This window comes from Streptococcus sp. 544, from assembly GCF_013277385.1.
Classification (GTDB): Bacteria; Bacillota; Bacilli; order Lactobacillales; family Streptococcaceae; genus Streptococcus; species Streptococcus mitis_BA.
The window spans coordinates 1-21,139 of record NZ_VMMU01000029.1 but is presented as its reverse complement, the minus strand read 5'-3'; the positions used below and the strand labels follow the sequence as shown (position 1 = coordinate 21,139).

The 21,139-nt window shown below is 38.3% G+C and carries 18 protein-coding genes; 7 read left to right on the top strand and 11 right to left on the bottom strand.

Annotated features, from left to right (window positions below; genetic code table 11):
* Window positions 1-3 precede the first annotated feature (3 nt).
* From HT728_RS09735 to xerS, 5 genes are all read left to right on the top strand, one after another.
* The gene (locus HT728_RS09735; protein ID WP_173234993.1) at window positions 4-5,559 is read left to right on the top strand and encodes an SIALI-17 repeat-containing surface protein; all 5,556 of its coding nucleotides are present in this window, start codon (window positions 4-6) and stop codon (window positions 5,557-5,559) included.
* A gap of 253 nt (window positions 5,560-5,812) precedes the next feature.
* Window positions 5,813-6,664: a ribosome biogenesis GTPase YlqF gene (ylqF, locus tag HT728_RS09730; RefSeq protein WP_173234991.1), complete on the top strand. Its 852-nt coding sequence runs from the start codon at window positions 5,813-5,815 to the stop codon at window positions 6,662-6,664.
* The gene (locus HT728_RS09725) at window positions 6,651-7,430 is read left to right on the top strand and encodes a ribonuclease HII (protein ID WP_173234989.1); all 780 of its coding nucleotides are present in this window, start codon (window positions 6,651-6,653) and stop codon (window positions 7,428-7,430) included. Before ylqF ends, HT728_RS09725 begins: the two co-directional genes overlap by 14 nt.
* Window positions 7,431-7,446: 16 nt before the next feature.
* A complete protein-coding gene (locus tag HT728_RS09720; RefSeq protein WP_173234987.1) occupies window positions 7,447-8,997 on the top strand; it encodes a ClC family H(+)/Cl(-) exchange transporter in 1,551 nt (516 codons plus the stop codon).
* Between the two features lie 476 nt (window positions 8,998-9,473).
* On the top strand, window positions 9,474-10,544 hold the full coding sequence (gene xerS, locus HT728_RS09715; RefSeq protein WP_173234985.1) for a tyrosine recombinase XerS: 1,071 nt from the start codon (window positions 9,474-9,476) through the stop codon (window positions 10,542-10,544).
* A 214-nt stretch (window positions 10,545-10,758) separates the two neighbouring features.
* Here xerS and pdrM read toward each other — a convergent pair whose 3' ends face one another.
* The 11 genes from pdrM to dhaK form a co-directional block, all read right to left on the bottom strand.
* A complete protein-coding gene (pdrM, locus tag HT728_RS09710) occupies window positions 10,759-12,111 on the bottom strand; it encodes a sodium-coupled multidrug efflux MATE transporter PdrM (RefSeq protein WP_173234983.1) in 1,353 nt (450 codons plus the stop codon).
* A gap of 10 nt (window positions 12,112-12,121) precedes the next feature.
* Window positions 12,122-12,382, bottom strand: a complete 261-nt coding sequence (locus HT728_RS09705; protein WP_001105920.1) for a hypothetical protein — start codon at window positions 12,380-12,382, stop codon at window positions 12,122-12,124.
* 13 nt (window positions 12,383-12,395) lie between these two features.
* Window positions 12,396-13,664: a dihydroorotase gene (locus tag HT728_RS09700; protein ID WP_138700496.1), complete on the bottom strand. Its 1,269-nt coding sequence runs from the start codon at window positions 13,662-13,664 to the stop codon at window positions 12,396-12,398.
* 12 nt (window positions 13,665-13,676) lie between these two features.
* The gene (locus HT728_RS09695; RefSeq protein ID WP_001135770.1) at window positions 13,677-14,141 is read right to left on the bottom strand and encodes an 8-oxo-dGTP diphosphatase; all 465 of its coding nucleotides are present in this window, start codon (window positions 14,139-14,141) and stop codon (window positions 13,677-13,679) included.
* A gap of 9 nt (window positions 14,142-14,150) precedes the next feature.
* On the bottom strand, window positions 14,151-14,804 hold the full coding sequence (locus HT728_RS09690; RefSeq protein ID WP_138700500.1) for a uracil-DNA glycosylase: 654 nt from the start codon (window positions 14,802-14,804) through the stop codon (window positions 14,151-14,153).
* Window positions 14,805-14,865: 61 nt separating this feature from the next.
* Window positions 14,866-15,558, bottom strand: coding sequence for a YjjG family noncanonical pyrimidine nucleotidase (locus tag HT728_RS09685; protein ID WP_173234981.1), 693 nt, complete (start codon window positions 15,556-15,558; stop codon window positions 14,866-14,868).
* Window positions 15,559-15,596: 38 nt separating this feature from the next.
* A complete protein-coding gene (locus tag HT728_RS09680) occupies window positions 15,597-15,794 on the bottom strand; it encodes a hypothetical protein (RefSeq protein ID WP_000658758.1) in 198 nt (65 codons plus the stop codon).
* Window positions 15,791-16,792, bottom strand: coding sequence for a hypothetical protein (locus tag HT728_RS09675; protein ID WP_173234979.1), 1,002 nt, complete (start codon window positions 16,790-16,792; stop codon window positions 15,791-15,793). Before HT728_RS09675 ends, HT728_RS09680 begins: the two co-directional genes overlap by 4 nt.
* A 487-nt stretch (window positions 16,793-17,279) precedes the next feature.
* Entirely contained in the window at window positions 17,280-17,654 is a 375-nt protein-coding gene (gene dhaM, locus HT728_RS09670; protein WP_173234977.1) for a dihydroxyacetone kinase phosphoryl donor subunit DhaM, read from the bottom strand.
* Entirely contained in the window at window positions 17,654-18,229 is a 576-nt protein-coding gene (gene dhaL / locus HT728_RS09665; protein WP_024057029.1) for a dihydroxyacetone kinase subunit DhaL, read from the bottom strand. Before dhaL ends, dhaM begins: the two co-directional genes overlap by 1 nt.
* Before the next feature lie 21 nt (window positions 18,230-18,250).
* A complete protein-coding gene (gene dhaK, locus HT728_RS09660) occupies window positions 18,251-19,240 on the bottom strand; it encodes a dihydroxyacetone kinase subunit DhaK (RefSeq protein WP_173234975.1) in 990 nt (329 codons plus the stop codon).
* Between the two features lie 153 nt (window positions 19,241-19,393).
* On the opposite strand from dhaK, the gene dhaS reads away from it, so the two are divergent.
* Window positions 19,394-19,924 carry a dihydroxyacetone kinase transcriptional activator DhaS gene (gene dhaS, locus HT728_RS09655; RefSeq protein ID WP_000168606.1) on the top strand — a complete coding sequence of 177 codons (531 nt, stop codon included), beginning with the start codon at window positions 19,394-19,396 and terminating at the stop codon, window positions 19,922-19,924.
* A complete protein-coding gene (gene dhaQ / locus HT728_RS09650; RefSeq protein WP_023936903.1) occupies window positions 19,921-20,910 on the top strand; it encodes a DhaKLM operon coactivator DhaQ in 990 nt (329 codons plus the stop codon). Before dhaS ends, dhaQ begins: the two co-directional genes overlap by 4 nt.
* The last annotated feature ends 229 nt before the right edge of the window (window positions 20,911-21,139 follow it).

The following is a 21,139-nucleotide window of genomic DNA, read 5'->3' as shown; positions in this document are numbered from 1 at the left end:
CGCTTGTCATTATTTAAAAAAGAACGATTTTCAATCCGAAAAATCTGTGGGATTGTTGGTTCTGTTTTACTCGGAAGTATCTTGGTTGCACCGTCAATCATTCATGCTTCTACCTATCATTACATTGAAAAAAGCTCTCTTACACAAGAAGAACAAACAAAGATTCAGGCAGGAATTCCTACTGATAATGAGAAAACTTATGCTCTTATTTATCAGCAGGAAACTCTTCCTGCAACAGGTTCATCGACTTCTGTGCTTACAGCTTTAGGTCTATTAGCTATTGGTAGTTTAGTTCTTTTAGTTCATAAAAAGAAAAAAGTTGCTAGTCTGTTCTTAGTTACTACGATTGGACTAATCGGTCTTTCTAGCATGCAAGCACTCGATATAAGCAATCCTTTGAAAGCTCCAAGTAATGAAGGAGTAGTTCAAATTGCTGGATATCGTTATATTGGATACCTACCCCTTAATGATGATGCAATTTCAGAAATTCAACATAAGGATGAGGGGACAAAGGATATTCTAGCGCCAGATAAAACGATGATTCGTTCTATTCAAAGCGAAATAAACACATCATTTACTCAGTCAGAAAAGTCTGAAATTCAAAGTGTTCATAATGAAGCGCCTAAAGCAGAAAAACCTAAAAATCCAGAGTCTGTAAGCACCGTTCCAAACGAGACAACTAAATCAGAGAAGCCAGAGTACACTGCACCGGTAGGCACAGTCCCTGACGAGGCGCCTAAAGCTGAGAAGCCAGAACATACAGCACCAGCTAGTGGTAATCTGGTAGAATCTGAAGTTCATGAGCAACCAGAATATACAGCTCCAATTGGCGGTAATTTAGTTGAACCAGAAGTTCATGAAAAACCAGCATACACTAAACCTATAGGTACTGTTCCAGACGAGGCTCCTAAAGTAGAGAAAACTGAGTACACAGCTCCTGTAGGTACAGTTCTAGATGAAGCGCCTAAAACTGAGAAACCAGAATATACTGAACCTGTAGGTGCAACAGGAGTGGATGAAAATGGAAACTTGATTGAACCACCTGTTAGCGAAAAACCAGCATACACGGAACCAGTAGGTGCAACAGGAGTAGATGAAAATGGAAACTTGATTGAGCCACCTGTTAACGACATTCCAGAGTATACTGAACCAATATCTACAGTTTCAGAAGTTGCATCAGAAAGAGAAGAGTTGCCTTCTTTACATACCGATATCCGGACCGAGACTATTTCTAAAACGACTATAGAAGAATCTGATCCTACCAAATTTATAGGCGATGATTCTGTTAAACAAATTGGTGAGGATGGCGAACGTCAAATTATTACTAGCTATGAAGAGTTACATGGCAAAAAAATTAGTGAACCAGTTGAAACAGTAACTATCTTGAAAGAAATGAAGCCTGAAATTCTTGTAAAAGGTACAAAAGAAAAGCCTAAAGAAAAAACGGCTCCTGTTTTGACTTTGGACCGAACAGATACAAATGTATTAGACCGCTCCGCAAATCTTTCTTATCATTTGGTTAATACAGATGGAGTCAAGATCAATAAAATTACTGCGACAATTAAAGATGGAAATGAAATTGTCAAAACAGTAGATTTGACTTCAGAGCAATTAGATAAGCAGGTAGAAGATTTAAAATTCTACATGGACTATAAGATAGAAACCACTATGACCTATGACCGTGGTAAGGGAGAAGAAACTGCAACATTAGAAGAGAAACCACTTCGCTTGGATTTGAAAAAAGTTGAAATTAAAAATATTTCATCTACTAATTTAGTGAAGGTAAATGACGATGGTACTGAAACACCTAGTGATTTCATGACTGAAAAACCTTCAGATGAAGATGTGAAGAAAATGTACTTAAAAATCACTAGTCGTGATAATAAAGTAACACGTTTAGCAGTTGATAAGATTGAGTTGGTGACTGAAAAAGAAAAAGAACTTTATAAAATTACAGCAACTGCTCAAGATTTGATTCAACATGTTGACCCATCTAAGGTTCGTAATCAGTATATTCACTACCTCGAAAAACCTGTACCAAAAACGGATAATGTTTACTACAACTTTAAAGAGTTGGTTGAGGCGATGAGAGCGGACATGAAAGGTACGTTTAAAATCGGTGCCGATTTGAATGCTACAAATGTTCCTGCTGCTGGTAAACAATATGTACCTGGTACATTCCAAGGTCATTTATCAAGTGTCGATGGTAAGCAATACACGATTCATAACATCGCTCGACCGTTGTTTGATCGTGTTGAAAATGGTTCAATTAAAAACATTAATCTGGGTAATGTTGATGTCAATATGCCTTGGGCTGATAATGTAGCACCTCTTGCTAATATGGTTAAGAATGCTACTGTTGAAAAAGTTAAAGTTACAGGTTCTGTTGTTGGCAATAACAATGTTTCTGGTATTATTAACAAACTCGATAAAGGTGGTAAATTAAATGACGTTGCCTTCATTGGTAAAATACATTCATTCGGTAACAAAGGTTGGAAAGTAGCTGGTATTGTTGGTGAAATCTGGAAAGGTAACGTAGATAAAGCCTATGTTGAAGCTGATATTACAGGTAATAAAGCTAAAGCTGGTGGTATTGCAGCAACAACCGATAACGGTATGGATAACAACACTGTTGGTAAAGAAGGTTCAATTCGCCATTCTGTGGCAAAAGGTACGATTGATATTCAAAATCCTGTTGAAGTTGGTGGATTTATCAGTTCGAACTGGGTTCTAGGTTTACTAGAAGACAACGTTTCTATGATGAAAGTTACCAAAGGTGAAATCTTCTACGGTTCTAGGAACATTGACGAAGAAGACGGTTATTTTTCAGGAAATCGATTGAATAGAGATTTCGTTGTTCGTGATATGAGTACAGGAGCCTCTTCATATCAACGTTCTAAACGTGTTAAAGAAATTAGTTTAGAAGAAGCTAATAAGAAAATTGAAGGGTACAATATAACAGCTAGTGGATTTGAAATTAGTACTCTTCCTGAAGATACGCTTAACCTTACAACACCAAAATCAGAGGAATACAAATCAACGCAAGATTACAAATCCGAACGTGATTTAGCTTATCGTAATATTGAGAAACTTCAACCATTTTATAACAAAGAGTGGATTGTCAACCAAGGTAACAAACTTGCAGAAGATTCAAACTTAGCTAAGAAAGAAGTCCTTTCTGTTACGGGGATGAAGGATGGTCAATTCGTGACCGATTTATCAGATATTGATCATGTGATGATTCACTATTCAGATAAGACTAAAGAAATCAAAGCTGTTCATCAAAAAGAGTCTAAAGTAGCGCAAGTTCGTGAGTATAGTATCGATGGATTGGGTGACATTGTTTATACACCAAACATGGTTGATAAAAATCGTGATCAATTGATTAAAGACATTAAAGATAGGTTAGCGACTGTTGAATTAATTTCTCCTGAAGTACGTTCCTTGATGGGTAATCGGGATAGAGCTGAAGAAAATACAGAGGAACGTAAAAACGGTTATATCCGAGACCTTTATCTCGAAGAAAGTTTTGCTGAAACGAAAGCTAATCTTGATAAATTGGTCAAATCTTTGATTGAAAATGCTGACCATCAATTAAATAGTGACGAAGCGGCTATGAAAGCACTTGTTAATAAGGTGGATGAAAATAAAGCTAAAATCATGATGGCTCTGACTTATCTCAATCGTTACTATGATATCAAGTATGGGGATATGACTATCAAGAATTTGATGATGTTTAAACCTGATTTCTATGGTAAATCAGTTGACCTTCTTGATTTCTTGATTCGAATTGGATCAAGTGAGAGAAATATCAAGGGTGACAGAACTTTGGATGCTTATCGTGATATGATTGGTGGAACTATTGGTAAATCTGAATTACATGGATTCTTAGATTACAACATGCGTCTCTTCACTAACGATACTGATTTAAATGATTGGTTTATCCATGCGGCTAAGAATGTATACGTTGTGGAGCCTAAAACAACGAACCCAGATTTTGTTAACAAACGACATCGCGCATTTGATGGTTTGAACAACGGTGTCCATAATCGTATGATTCTACCTTTATTAACGCTTAAGAATGCTCATATGTTCTTAATTTCAACATACAATACAATGGCTTATAGCTCATTTGAGAAATATGGTAAGTATACAGAAACTGAACGAGAAGCATTTAAAGATAAAATTAAAGAAGTTGCTCACGCACAACAAACTTATTTAGATTTCTGGTCACGTTTATCATTATCTAATGTTCGTGATAGATTACTTAAGAGTCAAAATATGGTTCCAACACCTGTATGGGATAACCAAAACTATAGCGGTATAAAAGGCATAAATCGTATGGGTTATGATAAGAATAATAAACCAATTGCACCTATTCGTGAATTATATGGACCAACTTGGAAATTCCATGATACCAACTGGTATATGGGAGCTATGGCGTCAATATTCCCTAATCCTAACCCTAATGACCAAGTTTATTTCATGGTAACTGATATGATTAGTCAGTTTGGCATTTCAGCATTTACTCACGAAACAACACACGTAAACGATAGAATGCTTTACTTCGGTGGTCATAAGCATCGTCAAGGTACAGACGTCGAAGCCTATGCGCAAGGTATGTTGCAAACACCTGATAAATCAACAACTAATGGTGAATATGGTGCTTTAGGTTTGAACATGGCTTATCATCGTGAAAATGATGGTGACCAATGGTACAATTATAATCCTGACAAGTTACAAACTCGTGAAGACATCGATCGATATATGAAAAACTATAATGAAGCACTGATGATGCTAGATCATGTAGAAGCAGACGCCGTACTTCCACGATTAAATGGTAACAATAGCAAGTGGTTCAAGAAAATTGACAGAGTCGATAGACATGTTGATGGTTTAAATAAATTAACCGCTCCACACCAATGGGATAAAGTTCGTGACCTAAATGATGGAGAGAAAGCTAAATCATTAGCAAGTATCGATGATTTGGTTGATAATAACTTTATGACCAAACATAATAATCCAGGTAATGGTATATTCCGACCAGAGGACTTTAGGCCTAATTCAGCATATGTTAATGTTCAAATGATGGCTGGTATTTATGGTGGTAATACAAGTAAAGGTGCCCCAGGTTCATTATCATTCAAACATAATGCCTTCCGTATGTGGGGTTATTATGGATATGACAAAGGTTTCACTAGTTATGTATCTAGCAAATATCAAGGTGAAGCTGATAAACAAAATCAGGGTAGATTAGGTGATGATTTCATTATTAAGAAAGTTTCTGGAGACAAGTTCAAGACACTTGAAGAGTGGAAGAGACATTGGTATCACGATGTTAAAGCTAAAGCAGAACAAGGATTTACTGCTATTGAAATTGACGGTAAACAAATTACCAACTATACACAATTGAAGGATATCTTTGTTAAAGCAGTTGAAGAAGATTTGAAGAAACCAGATGACTTCTCTCACACTGTTGCTCTTAAATCTAAGATCTTCAAAGCCCTTCTTAAAAACACAGACGGTTTCTTTAACCAACTGTTTAAAAAAGACATTTAAATGTTTAAAACATAAAGAGGACAGTTTTTTGCTCCCTCTGAAAAGTCATCATTTGATGGCTTTTTTCTATATAGGGTACTTGAAAGGCTATCATCGGACAAAATAAAGAAGGCATGATATAATATAAGGTAGATTTCTATGTCATAAAACAAAAAACTGTTTGAACATCATTCATTTGAGAACCCTTTATGTTCAAACGATAGTAAAATAAAATAGGGTCTCTAAACCCTTGCTACGAAAGGAAAAAAACTCAATGGCTACTATTCAATGGTTTCCTGGTCACATGTCTAAAGCGCGTCGACAGGTGCAGGAAAATTTAAAATTTGTTGATTTTGTAACTATTTTGGTGGATGCACGTTTACCTCTATCTAGTCAAAATCCTATGTTGACCAAGATTGTTGGTGATAAACCAAAACTTTTGATTTTAAACAAGGCGGACTTGGCTGATCCAACAATGACCAAGGAATGGCGTCAGTATTTTGAATCACAGGGAATCCAGACGCTGGCTATCAATTCCAAAGAACAAGTAACTGTAAAAGTTGTAACAGATGCGGCCAAGAAGCTCATGGCTGATAAAATTGCTCGCCAAAAGGAACGTGGTATCAAGATTGAAACCTTGCGTACCATGATTATCGGGATTCCAAACGCTGGTAAATCAACTCTGATGAACCGTTTGGCTGGTAAGAAGATTGCCGTTGTCGGTAACAAACCAGGTGTGACCAAGGGACAACAATGGCTTAAAACCAATAAAGACCTGGAAATCTTGGATACACCGGGGATTCTCTGGCCTAAATTCGAAGACGAAACTGTTGCTCTTAAACTAGCCTTGACTGGAGCTATTAAGGACCAGTTGCTTCCTATGGACGAGGTGACAATTTTTGGTCTTAATTATTTCAAAAAACATTATCCAGAAAAGCTAGCTGAACGCTTCAAACAAATGAAAATTGAAGAAGAAGCTCCTGTTATTATTATGGATATGACCCGTGCCCTCGGTTTCCGTGATGACTATGATCGTTTTTACAGTCTCTTCGTGAAGGAAGTCCGCGATGGCAAACTCGGTAACTATACCTTAGATACATTGGAAGACCTCGATGACGACGATTAAAGAAATAAAAGAACTCCTTGCAACAGTCAAGGATTTAGAAAGCCCTATTTTTTTAGAACTTGAAAAGGATACTCGCTCTGGAGTTCAAAAGGAAATCAGCAAGCGTAAGAAAGCCATTCAAGCTGAATTGGATGAGGATCTTCGTTTGGAATCTATGCTTTCCTATGAAAAAGAACTTTATAAGCAAGGATTGACCTTAATTGCTGGTGTTGATGAGGTCGGCCGTGGTCCTCTGGCTGGACCTGTAGTCGCTGCAGCCGTTATTTTACCTAAAAATTGTAAGATTAAAGGTCTCAACGACAGCAAGAAAATTCCAAAAAAGAAACATCTGGAGATTTTTCAAGAAGTTCAAGACAAAGCCTTGTCAATCAGGATTGGTATCATGGATAATCAGGTCATCGACCAAGTCAATATCTATGAAGCAACCAAACTGGCCATGCAGGAAGCTATCTCCCAGCTCAGTCCGCAACCCGAACATCTCTTGATCGATGCCATGAAACTGGATTTGCCCATTTCACAAACTTCCATCATCAAAGGAGATGCCAATTCCCTCTCGATTGCAGCAGCATCTATAGTAGCTAAGGTGACACGTGATGAATTGATGAAGGAATACGACCAGCAATTTCCTGGCTATGATTTCGCTACTAATGCAGGTTATGGAACTGCTAAACACCTAGAAGGACTTGAAAAACTAGGAGTTACCCCAATTCACCGAACCAGCTTTGAACCTGTTAAATCACTGGTTTCAGTAGAAAAAGAAAGTTAAGTTAGAAGGAATGATTATGGAGGAACAGTCAGAAACACTCAGTTCCAAGAAAGAATTTGCCTTTGCCTCAAGCACCATATTATCCCAAGTTGGACGAGGAATCATTGTTGGTCTCGTCGTCGGACTCATCGTCGGCTCCTTTCGGTTTTCAATCGAAAAAGGCTTCCACCTGATACAAGGACTTTATCAAGATCAAGCGCACCTATTGCGCAATCTTTTTATCATTGGTCTATTTTATTTAATGGTTTGCTGGCTCAGTGCGAAATTAACTCGATCAGAAAAAGATATCAAAGGTTCAGGAATTCCTCAAGTCGAAGCCGAACTGAAAGGACTCATGACCCTCAACTGGTGGGGCGTACTTTGGAAAAAATATATTCTAGGAATTTTGGCTATTGCCAGCGGACTTATGCTGGGGCGTGAAGGGCCAAGTATTCAACTAGGAGCAGTTGGTGGTAAAGGTATTGCCAAATGGCTTAAATCCAGTCCAGTAGAGGAACGATCCTTGATTGCGAGTGGAGCTGCCGCTGGTCTAGCTGCAGCCTTTAATGCACCGATTGCAGGACTTCTCTTTGTTGTAGAAGAAGTCTATCACCATTTTTCGCGCTTTTTCTGGGTCTCAACTCTAGCAGCTAGTCTCGTAGCAAACTTTGTTTCTCTGCTTATATTTGGTCTAACACCCGTACTGGATATGCCAGACAACATCCCACTCATGACCCTAGATCAGTATTGGATTTACCTCCTTATGGGAGTTTTTCTTGGACTTTCTGGTTTTCTCTATGAAAAAGCTGTACTCAATGTCGGTAGAGTTTATGACTGGATAGGTCAAAAAATCCGTTTGAATAGAGCTTATTATCCAATTCTGGCTTTCATTCTCATCATACCAGTCGGGATCTTCTTACCCCAAATCCTTGGTGGTGGAAATCAGCTGGTTCTTTCCTTAACTGAGCAAGATTTTAGTTTCCAAGTTCTATTAGTTTACTTTTTGATTCGCTTTGTTTGGAGCATGATTAGCTATGGAAGTGGTCTTCCAGGAGGGATTTTCCTACCTATTTTGGCTCTCGGTTCCTTGCTTGGTGCCCTAGTTGGTGTTATCTGTGTCAATCTTGGACTTGTCAGTCAAGAGCAATTCCCTATATTTGTCATTCTAGGAATGAGTGGCTATTTTGGAGCCATATCAAAAGCTCCCTTAACTGCTATGATACTCGTGACTGAGATGGTAGGAGATATTCGCAACCTCATGCCACTTGGTTTAGTAACCTTGGTCTCCTACATCATTATGGACCTACTCAAAGGTGCACCAGTCTATGAAGCCATGCTGGAAAAAATGCTTCCAGAAGAAGTATCCAGCGAAGGAGAAGTTACACTTATCGAAATACCAGTTTCTGATAAAATTGCTGGGAAACAAGTTCATGAACTCAACTTACCACACAACGTCCTCATCACTACCCAAGTGCATAATGGAAAGAGCCAAACAGTTAACGGCTCAACCAGAATGTATCTGGGTGATATGATTCACCTGGTTATTCCAAAAAGCGAAATTGGGAAAGTCAAAGATTTGTTGTTGTAGTATAATTGTTACATAATTTATATTATGTAAATATCAACTTAATTTATTTAAATAACCGATTCTCAGCAATGAGATCGGTTATTTTTTACAGATAAGATATTTCTCATACAAATAATTGAACGATAAAGCATAAAAAAGCATAAAGCTAGAAAGGAGTTTACTGTATCAAATCTGTACAGTAAGATTAAAATCATGAAAAAGAAAACGATAGCGATTATACAATGTATTTTGTATCTCATAACTCCTTATTATTTTCCTTATTCTGTTGACTATTTCATTCTGGTTTAGTATTTGGAAACTAGAAAAAACACTAGCTAATGATTCTCAATAGAAACTCCAAAGACTTAGATCTGTTTTACTCAGGTCTAAGTCTTTTTTAAAAATCTCTATAACATCTTTCCGAAAAACTATAATTTTCTTGAAAAATAAATAGGTCTATGCTATACTACTAGTAGACTTATTTATGGAGAAAATACATGAAACGTGAGATTTTACTGGAACGAATTGACAAACTAAAACAAATCATGCCCTGGTATGTACTGGAATACTACCAATCTAAGCTGGCTGTGCCCTACAGTTTTACAACCCTGTACGAATACCTTAAGGAATACGATCGATTTTTCAGCTGGGTTTTAGAGTCTGGGATTTCAAATGCTGATAAAATGTCCGATATTCCCTTATCTGTCTTGGAAAATATGTCAAAGAAAGACATGGAATCTTTTATCATTTATCTACGTGAACGTCCCTTGCTGAATGCTAATACAACCAAGCAAGGAGTTTCTCAGACAACCATCAATCGGACTTTGTCAGCACTTTCTAGTCTTTATAAGTATTTGACTGAGGAAGTTGAAAACGATCAGGGAGAACCTTATTTCTATCGTAATGTAATGAAAAAAGTTTCAACCAAGAAAAAGAAAGAAACCCTTGCTGCCAGAGCTGAAAACATCAAGCAAAAACTCTTTCTAGGTGATGAAACAGAAGGTTTTCTAACTTATATCGACCAAGATTACCCACAAGAGCTTTCAAATCGAGCTCTCTCATCATTCAACAAAAATAAAGAACGAGATTTAGCCATTATTGCCCTTCTCTTGGCATCGGGTGTTCGCTTATCTGAAGCTGTTAATCTGGATTTAAGAGATCTCAATCTAAAAATGATGGTTATTGATGTCACTCGAAAAGGTGGCAAACGCGATTCGGTCAATGTTGCTGCCTTTGCTAAGCCTTATTTAGAGAATTATCTGGCCATTCGAAATCAACGCTATAAGACGGAAAAAACAGACACAGCCCTCTTTTTGACACTCTATAGAGGTGTTCCCAATCGTATTGACGCTTCCAGCGTTGAGAAAATGGTTGCTAAATACTCAGAGGACTTCAAAGTCCGTGTAACACCCCATAAACTGCGCCATACCCTAGCAACTAGACTCTATGATGCCACTAAATCGCAAGTTTTGGTCAGTCACCAGCTAGGACATGCCAGCACACAAGTCACTGACCTCTATACCCATATCGTCAATGATGAACAAAAAAATGCCTTGGATAGTTTATAATTTTACGTAATATAACTTATGTAAAATATTTATCAAAAAAAGAAGCTGCTAAAAATAAGCAACTTCTTTTTCTTTATATCTGATACTAGTAAAGTAGCGTGGAATATCAATTGTTTCTATATTTTTGAAATTCTCATTTGCCTACTACTAATTTAACTATAGCAAAAATAATGCAGATAAGGAAGGATCTTTTTACTTGTATGAATCCTAAAAATCAAGCTTTTCTGGATTCAAATCTCTTCATAATAACAGTTAGACGCCAACGGTAGAAAGCCCCACTCACGATTAGACTAATAATCAAACCGATCCAGTAAGAATAAGCTCCAAAATCTGTTAGAGAGTCGAATACCATAGCTACTGGAAGTGTCACCCCCCAGTAACCAACCAAACCAAGGTAAAAAGGAATAACGGTATCCTTATACCCCCGTAAAATTCCTTGAAGCGGTGCCGCAAAGGTATCTGCTAACTGGAAGAAAAGACTGTAAGTCAAAAAACGTGCTGTCAAATCGATAAATTCTGGGTTGTTCCCATAAAGACCGGCCACATTTCCCCTAAAAATGTAAAGGAAAGATAAGGTGAAGGCCGCAAAAATAAGGGCAGTCCATCTTCCTAGACCAATATAGGTTTTCGCATCATCAAATCGCTTGGCTCCCACTTCATAGGAAACAACAATAGCCATAGCAGATGAGATACTCATAGGAAAGGCGTACATGAGACTTGAAAAGTTCATTGCTGACTGGTGACTAGCAATAATCAAGGATGAGAACTTAGCCATAATCAAGCCAACCACGGAGAAAATAGCTACTTCCGCAAAGACAGTTCCCCCAATAGGCAGACCTAAACGAACTCCTTCCTTGATTTTATCCATATTAAGCGGAATGCGTTTCTCAAGGTGTAAGGCTTTGAGCTTCTCCTGTTTAAATAAAACCAGAACAGAAATCCCCAGCAAGACCCAGTAGGCCAAGGATGTTCCTAAACCAGCACCAGCACCTCCCAGTTCTGGAACACCAAAGACCCCGTAAATCAAGAGGTAGTTAAATCCACTATTGAGAGGAAGTAACAAAAGCATGAGGTACATGGACAGTTTGGTCAAGCCCAGCGAATCCAGCAAGGAACGAATGACACTAAAGAGCAACAAGGGGATAATCCCGATAGATAAAAACCAAAGATAGCGAACCGCTACTGCTGCTACAGGAGCTTCTAGTCCTATATGATTCAAGACAGGAGGTGCCAAGAAAAGTACCAGTCCCAGTAAGACCACAGATAGACCCAAGGCCAGATAGATGAATTGGTAAAAATCAGACGCAACCTCTTCCTTTTTGCCTCGACCAAGATGGTGACCAATGATAGGCACCAGGGCTGACACAATCCCTGTTAGGAATGTAAAGAAAGGATTCCAGATACTGGTTGCCATAGACACACCAGCCAAGTCCATAGTATTGTATTGACCTGTCATTGCAGTGTCAACAAAAGAGGCAGAATAATTGGCAAATTGGTAGATCAGGATTGGGAAGAAAATTTTTAAAAATAATACTAACTTCTCTCGTAAACACTTTGTCTTATACATACTTCTCTTTCTATTCTGATTTATCTAAACCAAAGAGTTTCAGACCATAGTTTTTCAAACTTAGCGGAGGGTTATTAGATTTTGAAGTAGTATGCCAACACGCACATGTTCGACAATAATAGCTTCTAACTAAACCTCCATTATCATATTGAACCGCATGATCAGCTTTTTCTTTAGTTTCATATTGAATTTTAGAACGATTAGATGCGGGACAGTAAATTCCGCTATTAGATTTTGCTTTTCTCTCCCTACGTTTTCGAAAATAATTCATATTCCAACTCCTATCAAGCTTGATAGATAATTCGTCCTTTACAGATGGTATATTTAACCTGCCCTTTTAAGGTTTCACCGATGAATGGTGAATTAGCTGCTTTGGAAGCAAAATGGGAGTCCACAAGGCGGTCAGCTTTAGCATCAAAAATAGTGATGTCCGCTGGACCATTCTCAGCCAAGTAACCTGCTTCAAAGTTGTAAAGCTTGGCTGGGTTGTATGTCATCTTTTCGAGTAATTCCATCAAGCTTAACTCACCAGCTTCGACCAAATAAGTCAATCCGAGAGACAGAGAGGTTTCTAAGCCAGTCATACCAGATGGCGCTTTGGTAATATCCTCAACATTTTTTTCATCTACATGATGAGGCGCATGGTCAGTCGCAATAACTGTGATGACACCTGACTTGAGACCTTCAATCACGGCACGACGGTCTGATTCCAAACGAAGCGGCGGATTCATCTTGGCATTACTTCCTTGTGTCAAAAGGAGAGCTTCGGTCTTAGAAAAATGCTGTGGCGCTACTTCTGCTGTGACTTGCGCACCCAAACCTTGAGCAAACTCAACTACTTTAACACTTTCTTCCTTAGACAAATGCTGGATGTGAACATGGGCCTTAGTTGCATAGGCAATCATGACATCACGCGCCATCATAGCGTACTCAGCCACCCCAGTCGCACCGCAGATATGGAAATGTTCTTTAGCAATATTTTCATTAAACCCAAGAACACCGTTCAATCCTGGATCTTCCTCATGGAGACTAATAAAGGTATTGAGTTTTTTGGCTTCCTCCATGGCTTCCTTTACAACCTTACTGCTTTCAAGCGGAATACCGTCATCAGAAAAACCAACCGCACCAGCTTCTAAAAGTGCCTTAAAGTCAGTCAAATCTTGCCCATTAAAATTCTTAGTAATGGTCGCAACCGTCTTAACATTAATCTTCTCTTTGGCAGCTGACTGGAGAACCTCTTGCAAAGTCTCCACGTCTGAAATGGTTGGACTAGTATTAGCCATCATGACAACCGTTGTAAAACCACCTGCCGCAGCTGCTAAGGCACCTGTATGAATATCTTCCTTGTGGGTTTGTCCAGGTTCACGGAAATGAACATGAATATCGACCAAGCCAGGAGCAACTACAAGACCACTAGCATCAAGCATCTCTGCTCCTTCTTCTTTAATCTCAGGTGCAATTTTGATAATTTCCCCATCTTGAACTAAGACATCACACACTTGATCCAAACCAGACTTGGGATCCATTACACGACCATTTTTGATTAGTAGCATCTACTTTCTCCTTTATTCATAGAAATCGACTTGGGTATCCAACAATTTATCCCCATCATAAACAAACTTGGCTGAAAAGAAGGGTTTATCCTCTAAAAGCCACCCAACAAAGGTATGGTCACCTTCCCAAGTCGGCTTGCTCAAAACCTCATCATAGGGAACCCATTCTAACGTTCCCTCGTTGCAGTCAATCAAGTCCCCTTCAAACTCTGTCACCTTAAAAACATAGGTGTACCAGTCTAAATCTGGCGTAAATTCTGGAAAAGTGATAACACCTTTTAGAACTGGCTTGGCTTTCAGTCCCGTCTCTTCGAGGATTTCACGCGCCGCGCATTCCTGAGGGGTCTCACCTCGCTCTAGCTTGCCACCCACACCAATCCATTTGCCTTCATGGACATCATTGGGTTTCTTATTGCGGTGGAGCATAAGCAGTTCTTTCCCGTTATCAATGTAGCAAATCGTCGCTAACTGAGGCATATTTTCTCCTTATCTAAGCCAATCGATTGGCTCTTGTCCTATCTCTTTTAAGAATGCATTGGCCTTGGAAAAAGGCTTGGAACCCCAAAATCCTCTATAAACCGACAAAGGACTGGGATGGGCTGATTCGATAACCAGGTGATGAGGATTGGTAACCAAGGTCTTCTTCTTGCGTGCATAAGCTCCCCAGAGTACAAAAACAACTGGTCTATCTAAATGATTAACCACCTGAATCACAGCATCCGTAAAAGGCTCCCATATCTGCCCAGCATGACCATTGGCCTGCCCAGCAGGAACCGTCAAACAAGCATTAAGAAGCAAGACTCCTTGCTCAGCCCAAGCTGTCAAATCATGAGATTTCTTAACCCCGATATCATCTGACAATTCTTTCAAGATATTTTGCAAGGAAGGCGGAGCTGGGATAGAGTCCGGTACAGAAAAACTCAGGCCCTGCGCTTGACCTGGCCCGTGATAGGGATCTTGCCCTAAAATCACCACCTTAACTTCTTCAAGCGGTGTTGTCAAGAGAGCCTGAAAAACCTTTTCCTTGGGCGGATAAACAGTCTCCTGAGAATAGACCTGCTCCATAAACTGATTGATTTTCCCAAAATAACCCTCAGGTAATTGCGCCTTAATCAAAGCATGCCAAGACGAGTGTTCCATAGCCAACTCCTTCATTTTTACTGCCTCTATTATAGCAAAAAGTGGCTATGGAAACCACTTTTTACAGTTTATCTAAGCAATCCAGCAAGTCTTGGTAAGAATGGACCTCATAAGTTGGCTGGGCTTGTGTATGATTTTCGAGGTGATGAGGGTTGTACCAAATCGTGTCAATCCCAGCATTATTGCCACCTTGAATGTCGGCGGTTAGGGAATCTCCAATCATCAGCGTCTCTTCTTTGCTAAAACCTGCAATCTGTTGACCGATTTTTTCATAAAAGAGAGCATCAGGCTTTTGTGTTTGCAACTGTTCAGAGATAAAGACTTGATTGAAATAAGGTGCTAGACCAGATTGAGCCAAACGCCCTGTCTGAATGGCAGTAATTCCATTTGTCGCAGCATACAGCTCATAATCTCGCTCAATGAGGCTGTCTAAGAGTTCATGAGCGCCTGAAAAAGTTTGTCCCTGCTGGGCAAGGTAAAATTGGTAACGCTGGGCTAGAAAACTACCGTCTTTTTCCTGTCCAAAATGAGCAAATAAACGAGAAAAGCGCGTGTTAACCAGCTCTTGTTTACTAATTTTCTTTTGCTCCAAGTCCTTCCATAGAGCCTTGTTCATGGGAACGTAAAAATCTTTGTATGCCTGAATATCTGCAACTCCTTCTTCTTTTAGGAGTTGCGTCAAAGCCACATCCTCAGCAGCATCAAAATCAAGAAGAGTGTGGTCAAGGTCGAAAAGTAGAAATTTGTGGGACAATTTGAGAGTTTTCCTTTCTAGGTATTTAATAGATTAGTTTATTTCTTCTTTTTCTTAGTTTTATTCATCAACATACCAACTACAACTGGAGTAACCACACTTCCAACTTGTCCAACAACTTTAAGTATCTTTTTTGCTTCATCTATTTTTTTGTTTCTACACGATTCGCACTTATTGTGCTTATAACTTGATGGTAAATCCCTAGTACATGTCTTGCATTTTTTTATTTCTTTCATTCTAGCACCTCTGTCTCAATAGAATCTGTTTTATTTGGCAATTTCATTATCGAAGTTTCAATTTTTGGCAATTCTTTTGTCCAGTAATTTGTAGGCGAAGGATCAAGTAAATCAAGTCTCTCTACTAATTTCTGAGAACTGAGATAAGTTTCGTTAATAAATTTCCCAAAGTAATCCAAACTTTTTTGAGCAGCTTTTTTCTCGCCCAACTCATTATAAGCTATTGCTGCTGATAGTGAAACGATATTTACAGCTGCTAATCCATCTCTAATCTCATTCATACGAGCTTCAATTTTATCTGGTTTATCCCCTTTTAATAACTTACCCCAAGTAGAATCTGGTTGTTCTTTGATAAAATTTACATTTGATTTTTGACTAAGTATTAAGAGATTTCTACTATCTTCTGCATCTGAAATAACTTGCAGTAACATCATTGTTCTAATGTTTGAATCTGATATCTCTCTAGCTTGCAAGAGTTTCTGTTGACAACTATAGGCTATTGCGAGTCTATCTGACTCCTGTCCTTTTCTGACGTCCTCGATAGCATATTGTACATTCTGAATCTCCTCTGCAATCTGAGCCATTTGAATTTGTGACGAATAATCGGCTAGCGCTTTATTTAATTCTGGTGCCAACTTAACAGATTTCAATGGTACATTTCCAACGACTTTATTAGTATTAGTATCTACTAATACCGCCAAAAGAGAGCCATCTTTCTTGGTCATTAATTTTAACACTCCTTGAGCAATTTGTTCCCGTTGTTCTGGAGAAAGAATTGCCTGAAAAACCTCTTCAGGTATACTAGATTGGACAACATTGATAAAGGCTGGAGCAGAATATAACATTTTTTCTACTTCAGATAAGATTTTATTTGCATTTTTGACTAATGGTTTGGCTATTTCTGGTAACTTATTAAAAAACGATGAGGGTTTTAGTTCATAACCATCAATATCAAGAATATCGAAGTCATCTTCTCCAAAAAATAAAACTTCATCCATAAATTACTACCTCATTATATTTAAATTATTAGAAATATTATACCATATTAAACAAAATTATGATTTTGATTTTTCTTTAATATTATTTATCCAATCATTTTTACTGGAATCTAACATAGAATAACACTATCCTATACAATTGACAGCCCAAATCTTTCAGAATAGAACAATTCTAGCTATCGAACAACTCAACTTCATAAATATCCATGTAATTCTAGGACTAAAATTCCTATAAACTAAATGTTTTCGTACTCTTCTAAGTCATTGATTGCTTTAAATCTAAATTTTTGAAGGATTCTAAAGCTAGAATAATCCCATTACAATTAGTTTTGAATGGTTCACAATTTAGAAACTCTATGGCTTTACTTCTGTTAAATTAAAAAGGAACTGCCCAAGCAATCCCTTTCTGATTTTGTAATAATCTACTTAAACTTTGATAGTAGAGATAAGTAATAACTCACCTAAAAAGGAATAATAGGAAGATTCCTTATTTATTGATTTCAAGCTCCGCCAACTGTGTTTGAATAACCGATAGTTCTGCCCCAGCCTGTAGAAGAGCAGCTGCAGTATAGGCGCCTTCTACAATTGGAACACTGTTGATGATGATACTCTTATCACTGAAATCAGCCACCATTTCTAAATTCATTTTAGCAGAACCTAGGTCAAAAAAGGCTAGTAAAGTATCTGCTTGATTTTCAGAAACAACCCTATCTACCTGATCAAAACTCGTTCCAATTCCTCCATCTTCGGTTCCTCCTACATAAGTAATCGGAACATCTTTAGCTACTTCACTAATCAGTTCAACAAGACCTTGTGCAATGTGTTTGGAATGTGAAACGATAACAAGACCAATGCTTCCCATTAAACCACCCCAGTTTCTAATAGAGCAGTAAAGAGTAATCCTGATGAAAATGATCCAGGGTCAATATGTCCGAGAGATCGTTCTCCTACATAAGATGCTCTTCCTTTAGTTGCAAGTAAATCTTTGGTAGCATTCACTACCTGATCAATAACCTCTTGAGTCAACTGGCCATCAGACAAGGCAGCAATAACAGGAGTCCAAACGTCAACCATTGTCTTTTCTCCAACTTCTGCTTTCCCGCGTTTGACAATCATATCCAAACCACTTTGTAAGATTTCTTCTAATTTCGAATTTGAATCAGCCTTGGCCATGCCCATAAAAGCAGAGCCATACAAGGGACCAGAAGCACCGCCTACCTTACTCAGTAGTTGCATTGAGACAAGTTTAAACACATCACTGCTGGTCTCAAATTGCTTTCCTTCTAAGTTTTCCATAACTGCAGCCATTCCACGCGCCATATTTCCACCGTGGTCTCCATCTCCTATAGGAGTGTCTAGCTCACTAAGATAATCTTTCTGTTCTTGAATCTTTTCATTAAAAAGCTTCATCCATTCAAGAGCTTGTTCAGCATTCATTCGATATTTCCTCCTTGAGTTTTACCAAGCTGGTGTAGTAACAGGTGCATTTAGAGCATCCAACCACTCATCATCTGCCAATCGAATCAATGTTAATGACAATCCAGCCATATCGATTGAAGTCATGTAGTTTCCAATTTTCTTAAATGCCAACTCAACACCTTTTTCATGGAGCAATTTTACCACATCATTTGCAAATACATATTGTTCCATAAGAGGCGTGCTTCCTAAACCATTGATGAGAAGCCCATATCGTTCACCAGTTTTAAGTTGGAAACCTTCAGATAATTTTTCAACTAATTCTGATGCCAATTGTGCGGAAGGCTGCATTTTCTCTTTCTTATACCCTGGCTCACCGTGAATACCAACTCCATATTCAAATTCATCATCTTCTAAAACAAATCCTGGTTTGCCAACTTCAGGAACAGTTGCTCCAGACAAGGCAAGACCAATTGTTTTAATTTCTAACACAAGTTTATCTGCCAAATCCTTTATTTCAGCTAATGATTTACCAGAACGAGCTACAGCCCCCAAAATTTTATGGACTAAAATAGTACCCGCAACACCTCGACGACCTTGGGTATAGAGACTATTTTCAACAGCGATATCATCATCAACCACAACGCTTGCTACGTCAATACCTTCCATTTCAGCAAGTTCTTGTGCAATTTCAAAGTTCATAATATCACCAGAATAGTTCTTGATGACCATAAAGACCCCAGCACCTTCATCAGCTGCCTTAATGGCTTCTAAAATTTGGTCGGGAGTAGGTGAGGTAAAGACTGCTCCACAAATAGCAGCAGACAACATTCCATCTCCTACAAATCCAGCGTGACTTGGTTCATGTCCTGAACCTCCACCAGAAATGAGTCCAACTTTTCCTGTCTTTTCTGCCTTTCTAACGATAACATCAAAACCATCTAAGCGTTGAACCAAGTCATCATGCATGAATGACAACCCCTGCAACATTTCATCAACAACCTGTGTCGGTTCATTTATAATTTTTTTCATGAGAAACTCCTTTCGGCATCTACCTTTATTTTCGCTTTCATTATATATTTTTTATCGCTGGCTGATAAGGGACAGATTCTATTATTTGTCCCCTTTTAAACCCGTTTCAAACATTTTTTTGGTAAAATGAAGGAAGTAAAAGAAAGGTTTCCTATGGCATCATCACTTATTACAAAAAAACGGATTGCCAAGGCATTTAGAGATCTATTAGCTACTAGAGAATTTGACAAAATCTCTATTGTAGATATTATGGAATCAGCTGGCATTCGTAGACAGACCTTTTATAATCACTTTCTTGACAAATATGAACTGCTCGACTGGATATTTGAAAATGACTTAACCGAGTATATCACCAATAACTTGGACTTTATTTCAGGCCAAAAACTATTACAAGAATTATTTTTTTATTTCGAACAAGAGCGTGACTTTTATATTCAACTTTTTGATATTCAAGGGCAAAATAACTTCTATGACCACTTTATCAGCTACTGTCGCTTGCTTGTATCAAAAATTTTAAGAGAATACGGTCAGATTGATATCGATTCATCTGCTTATACTTGTTTTTTGTTAGACTATCATTCACATGCTCTAGCAGAAATCGTGAAGGCTTACGTCAATAAAAAAAGTCCAGTTCCACAACCAGACTTTCTAATCATGACAATTATTGGAAAGAGACCACAATGACATTTATTTCAAATCATAAACAGAAAATTATTTCAAGTTACATTTCAGCAACTGTTAGCAGTCATCCCGAATTAGAAAAACACCCTACTTTACCATTAGTCTATCAAAAAAATCGAAATCCTCATCAGGTTCCAATCTTGTCGGGTGGAGGTTCCGGTCACGAACCTGCGCATATTGGATATGTGGGAGAAGGAATGCTTACTGCTGCTATCTATGGCCAATTATTTACTCCACCTACAAGAACTGAAATCTTAGAGTCCATTCGTTTTTTAAACAATGGTCACGGTGTCTTCATCATTGTAAAAAATTTCGAAGCAGACATCAAAGAATTTAGCTGGGCCATTAACACCGCTAGACAAGAAGGAATTAAAGTCGGCTATAGTCTAGCACACGACGATATTTCTATTGAACCTCACAATAGATTTCAAATTAGAGGAAGGGGACTTGCAGGGACAATCTTACTTCATAAAATCCTAGGATATGCAGCTCAAAATGGTGCCGACATAGAGCAACTAACTGATTTAGGTCATGAACTTGCTCCCGAAATCGCAACAATTGGCTTTGCAACGAAAGCTGCTAGTCTCCCCCAAGCCCCCCTTCCACTATTTAACTTGGAAGAAGGAAATATTTCTTATGGTATTGGGATACATGGCGAAGAAGGCTATCGTATCGTCCCATTCCAATCATCGGAAATCCTTGCAAATGAAATTATAAGTAAATTAAGATTGCACTATCATTGGAAAAAGGGTGATCAATTTATATTGCTTGTAAATAATCTAGGTACTACTACCAACCTAGAAATGGGCATATTTATCAATGACATCCTTCAACTCTTAGAAATTGAAGGAGTCACTATTACCTTTATAAAATCAGGAACATTTATGACCAGTCTAGATATGGCAGGTATATCCGTAACTCTTTGCCCTGTAAAAAATAAGCAATGGTTAGAAGCGCTCAATGCTCCAACGACAGCTTTTGCATGGTAATTTGCTTGTATAACTCAAAAGGGCTACATCACTTGATAGCCCTTTGCTTTTATCTTATACTCAATGAAAATCAAAAAGCAAACTAGGAAACTAGCCGCAGGTTGCTCAAAGCACTGCTTTGAGGTTGTAGATAGAACTGACGAAGTCAGCTCAAAACACTGTTTTGAGGTTGCAGATAGAGTTGACGTGGTTTGAAGAGATTTTCGAAGAGTATAAAAGAAAGAAGTTG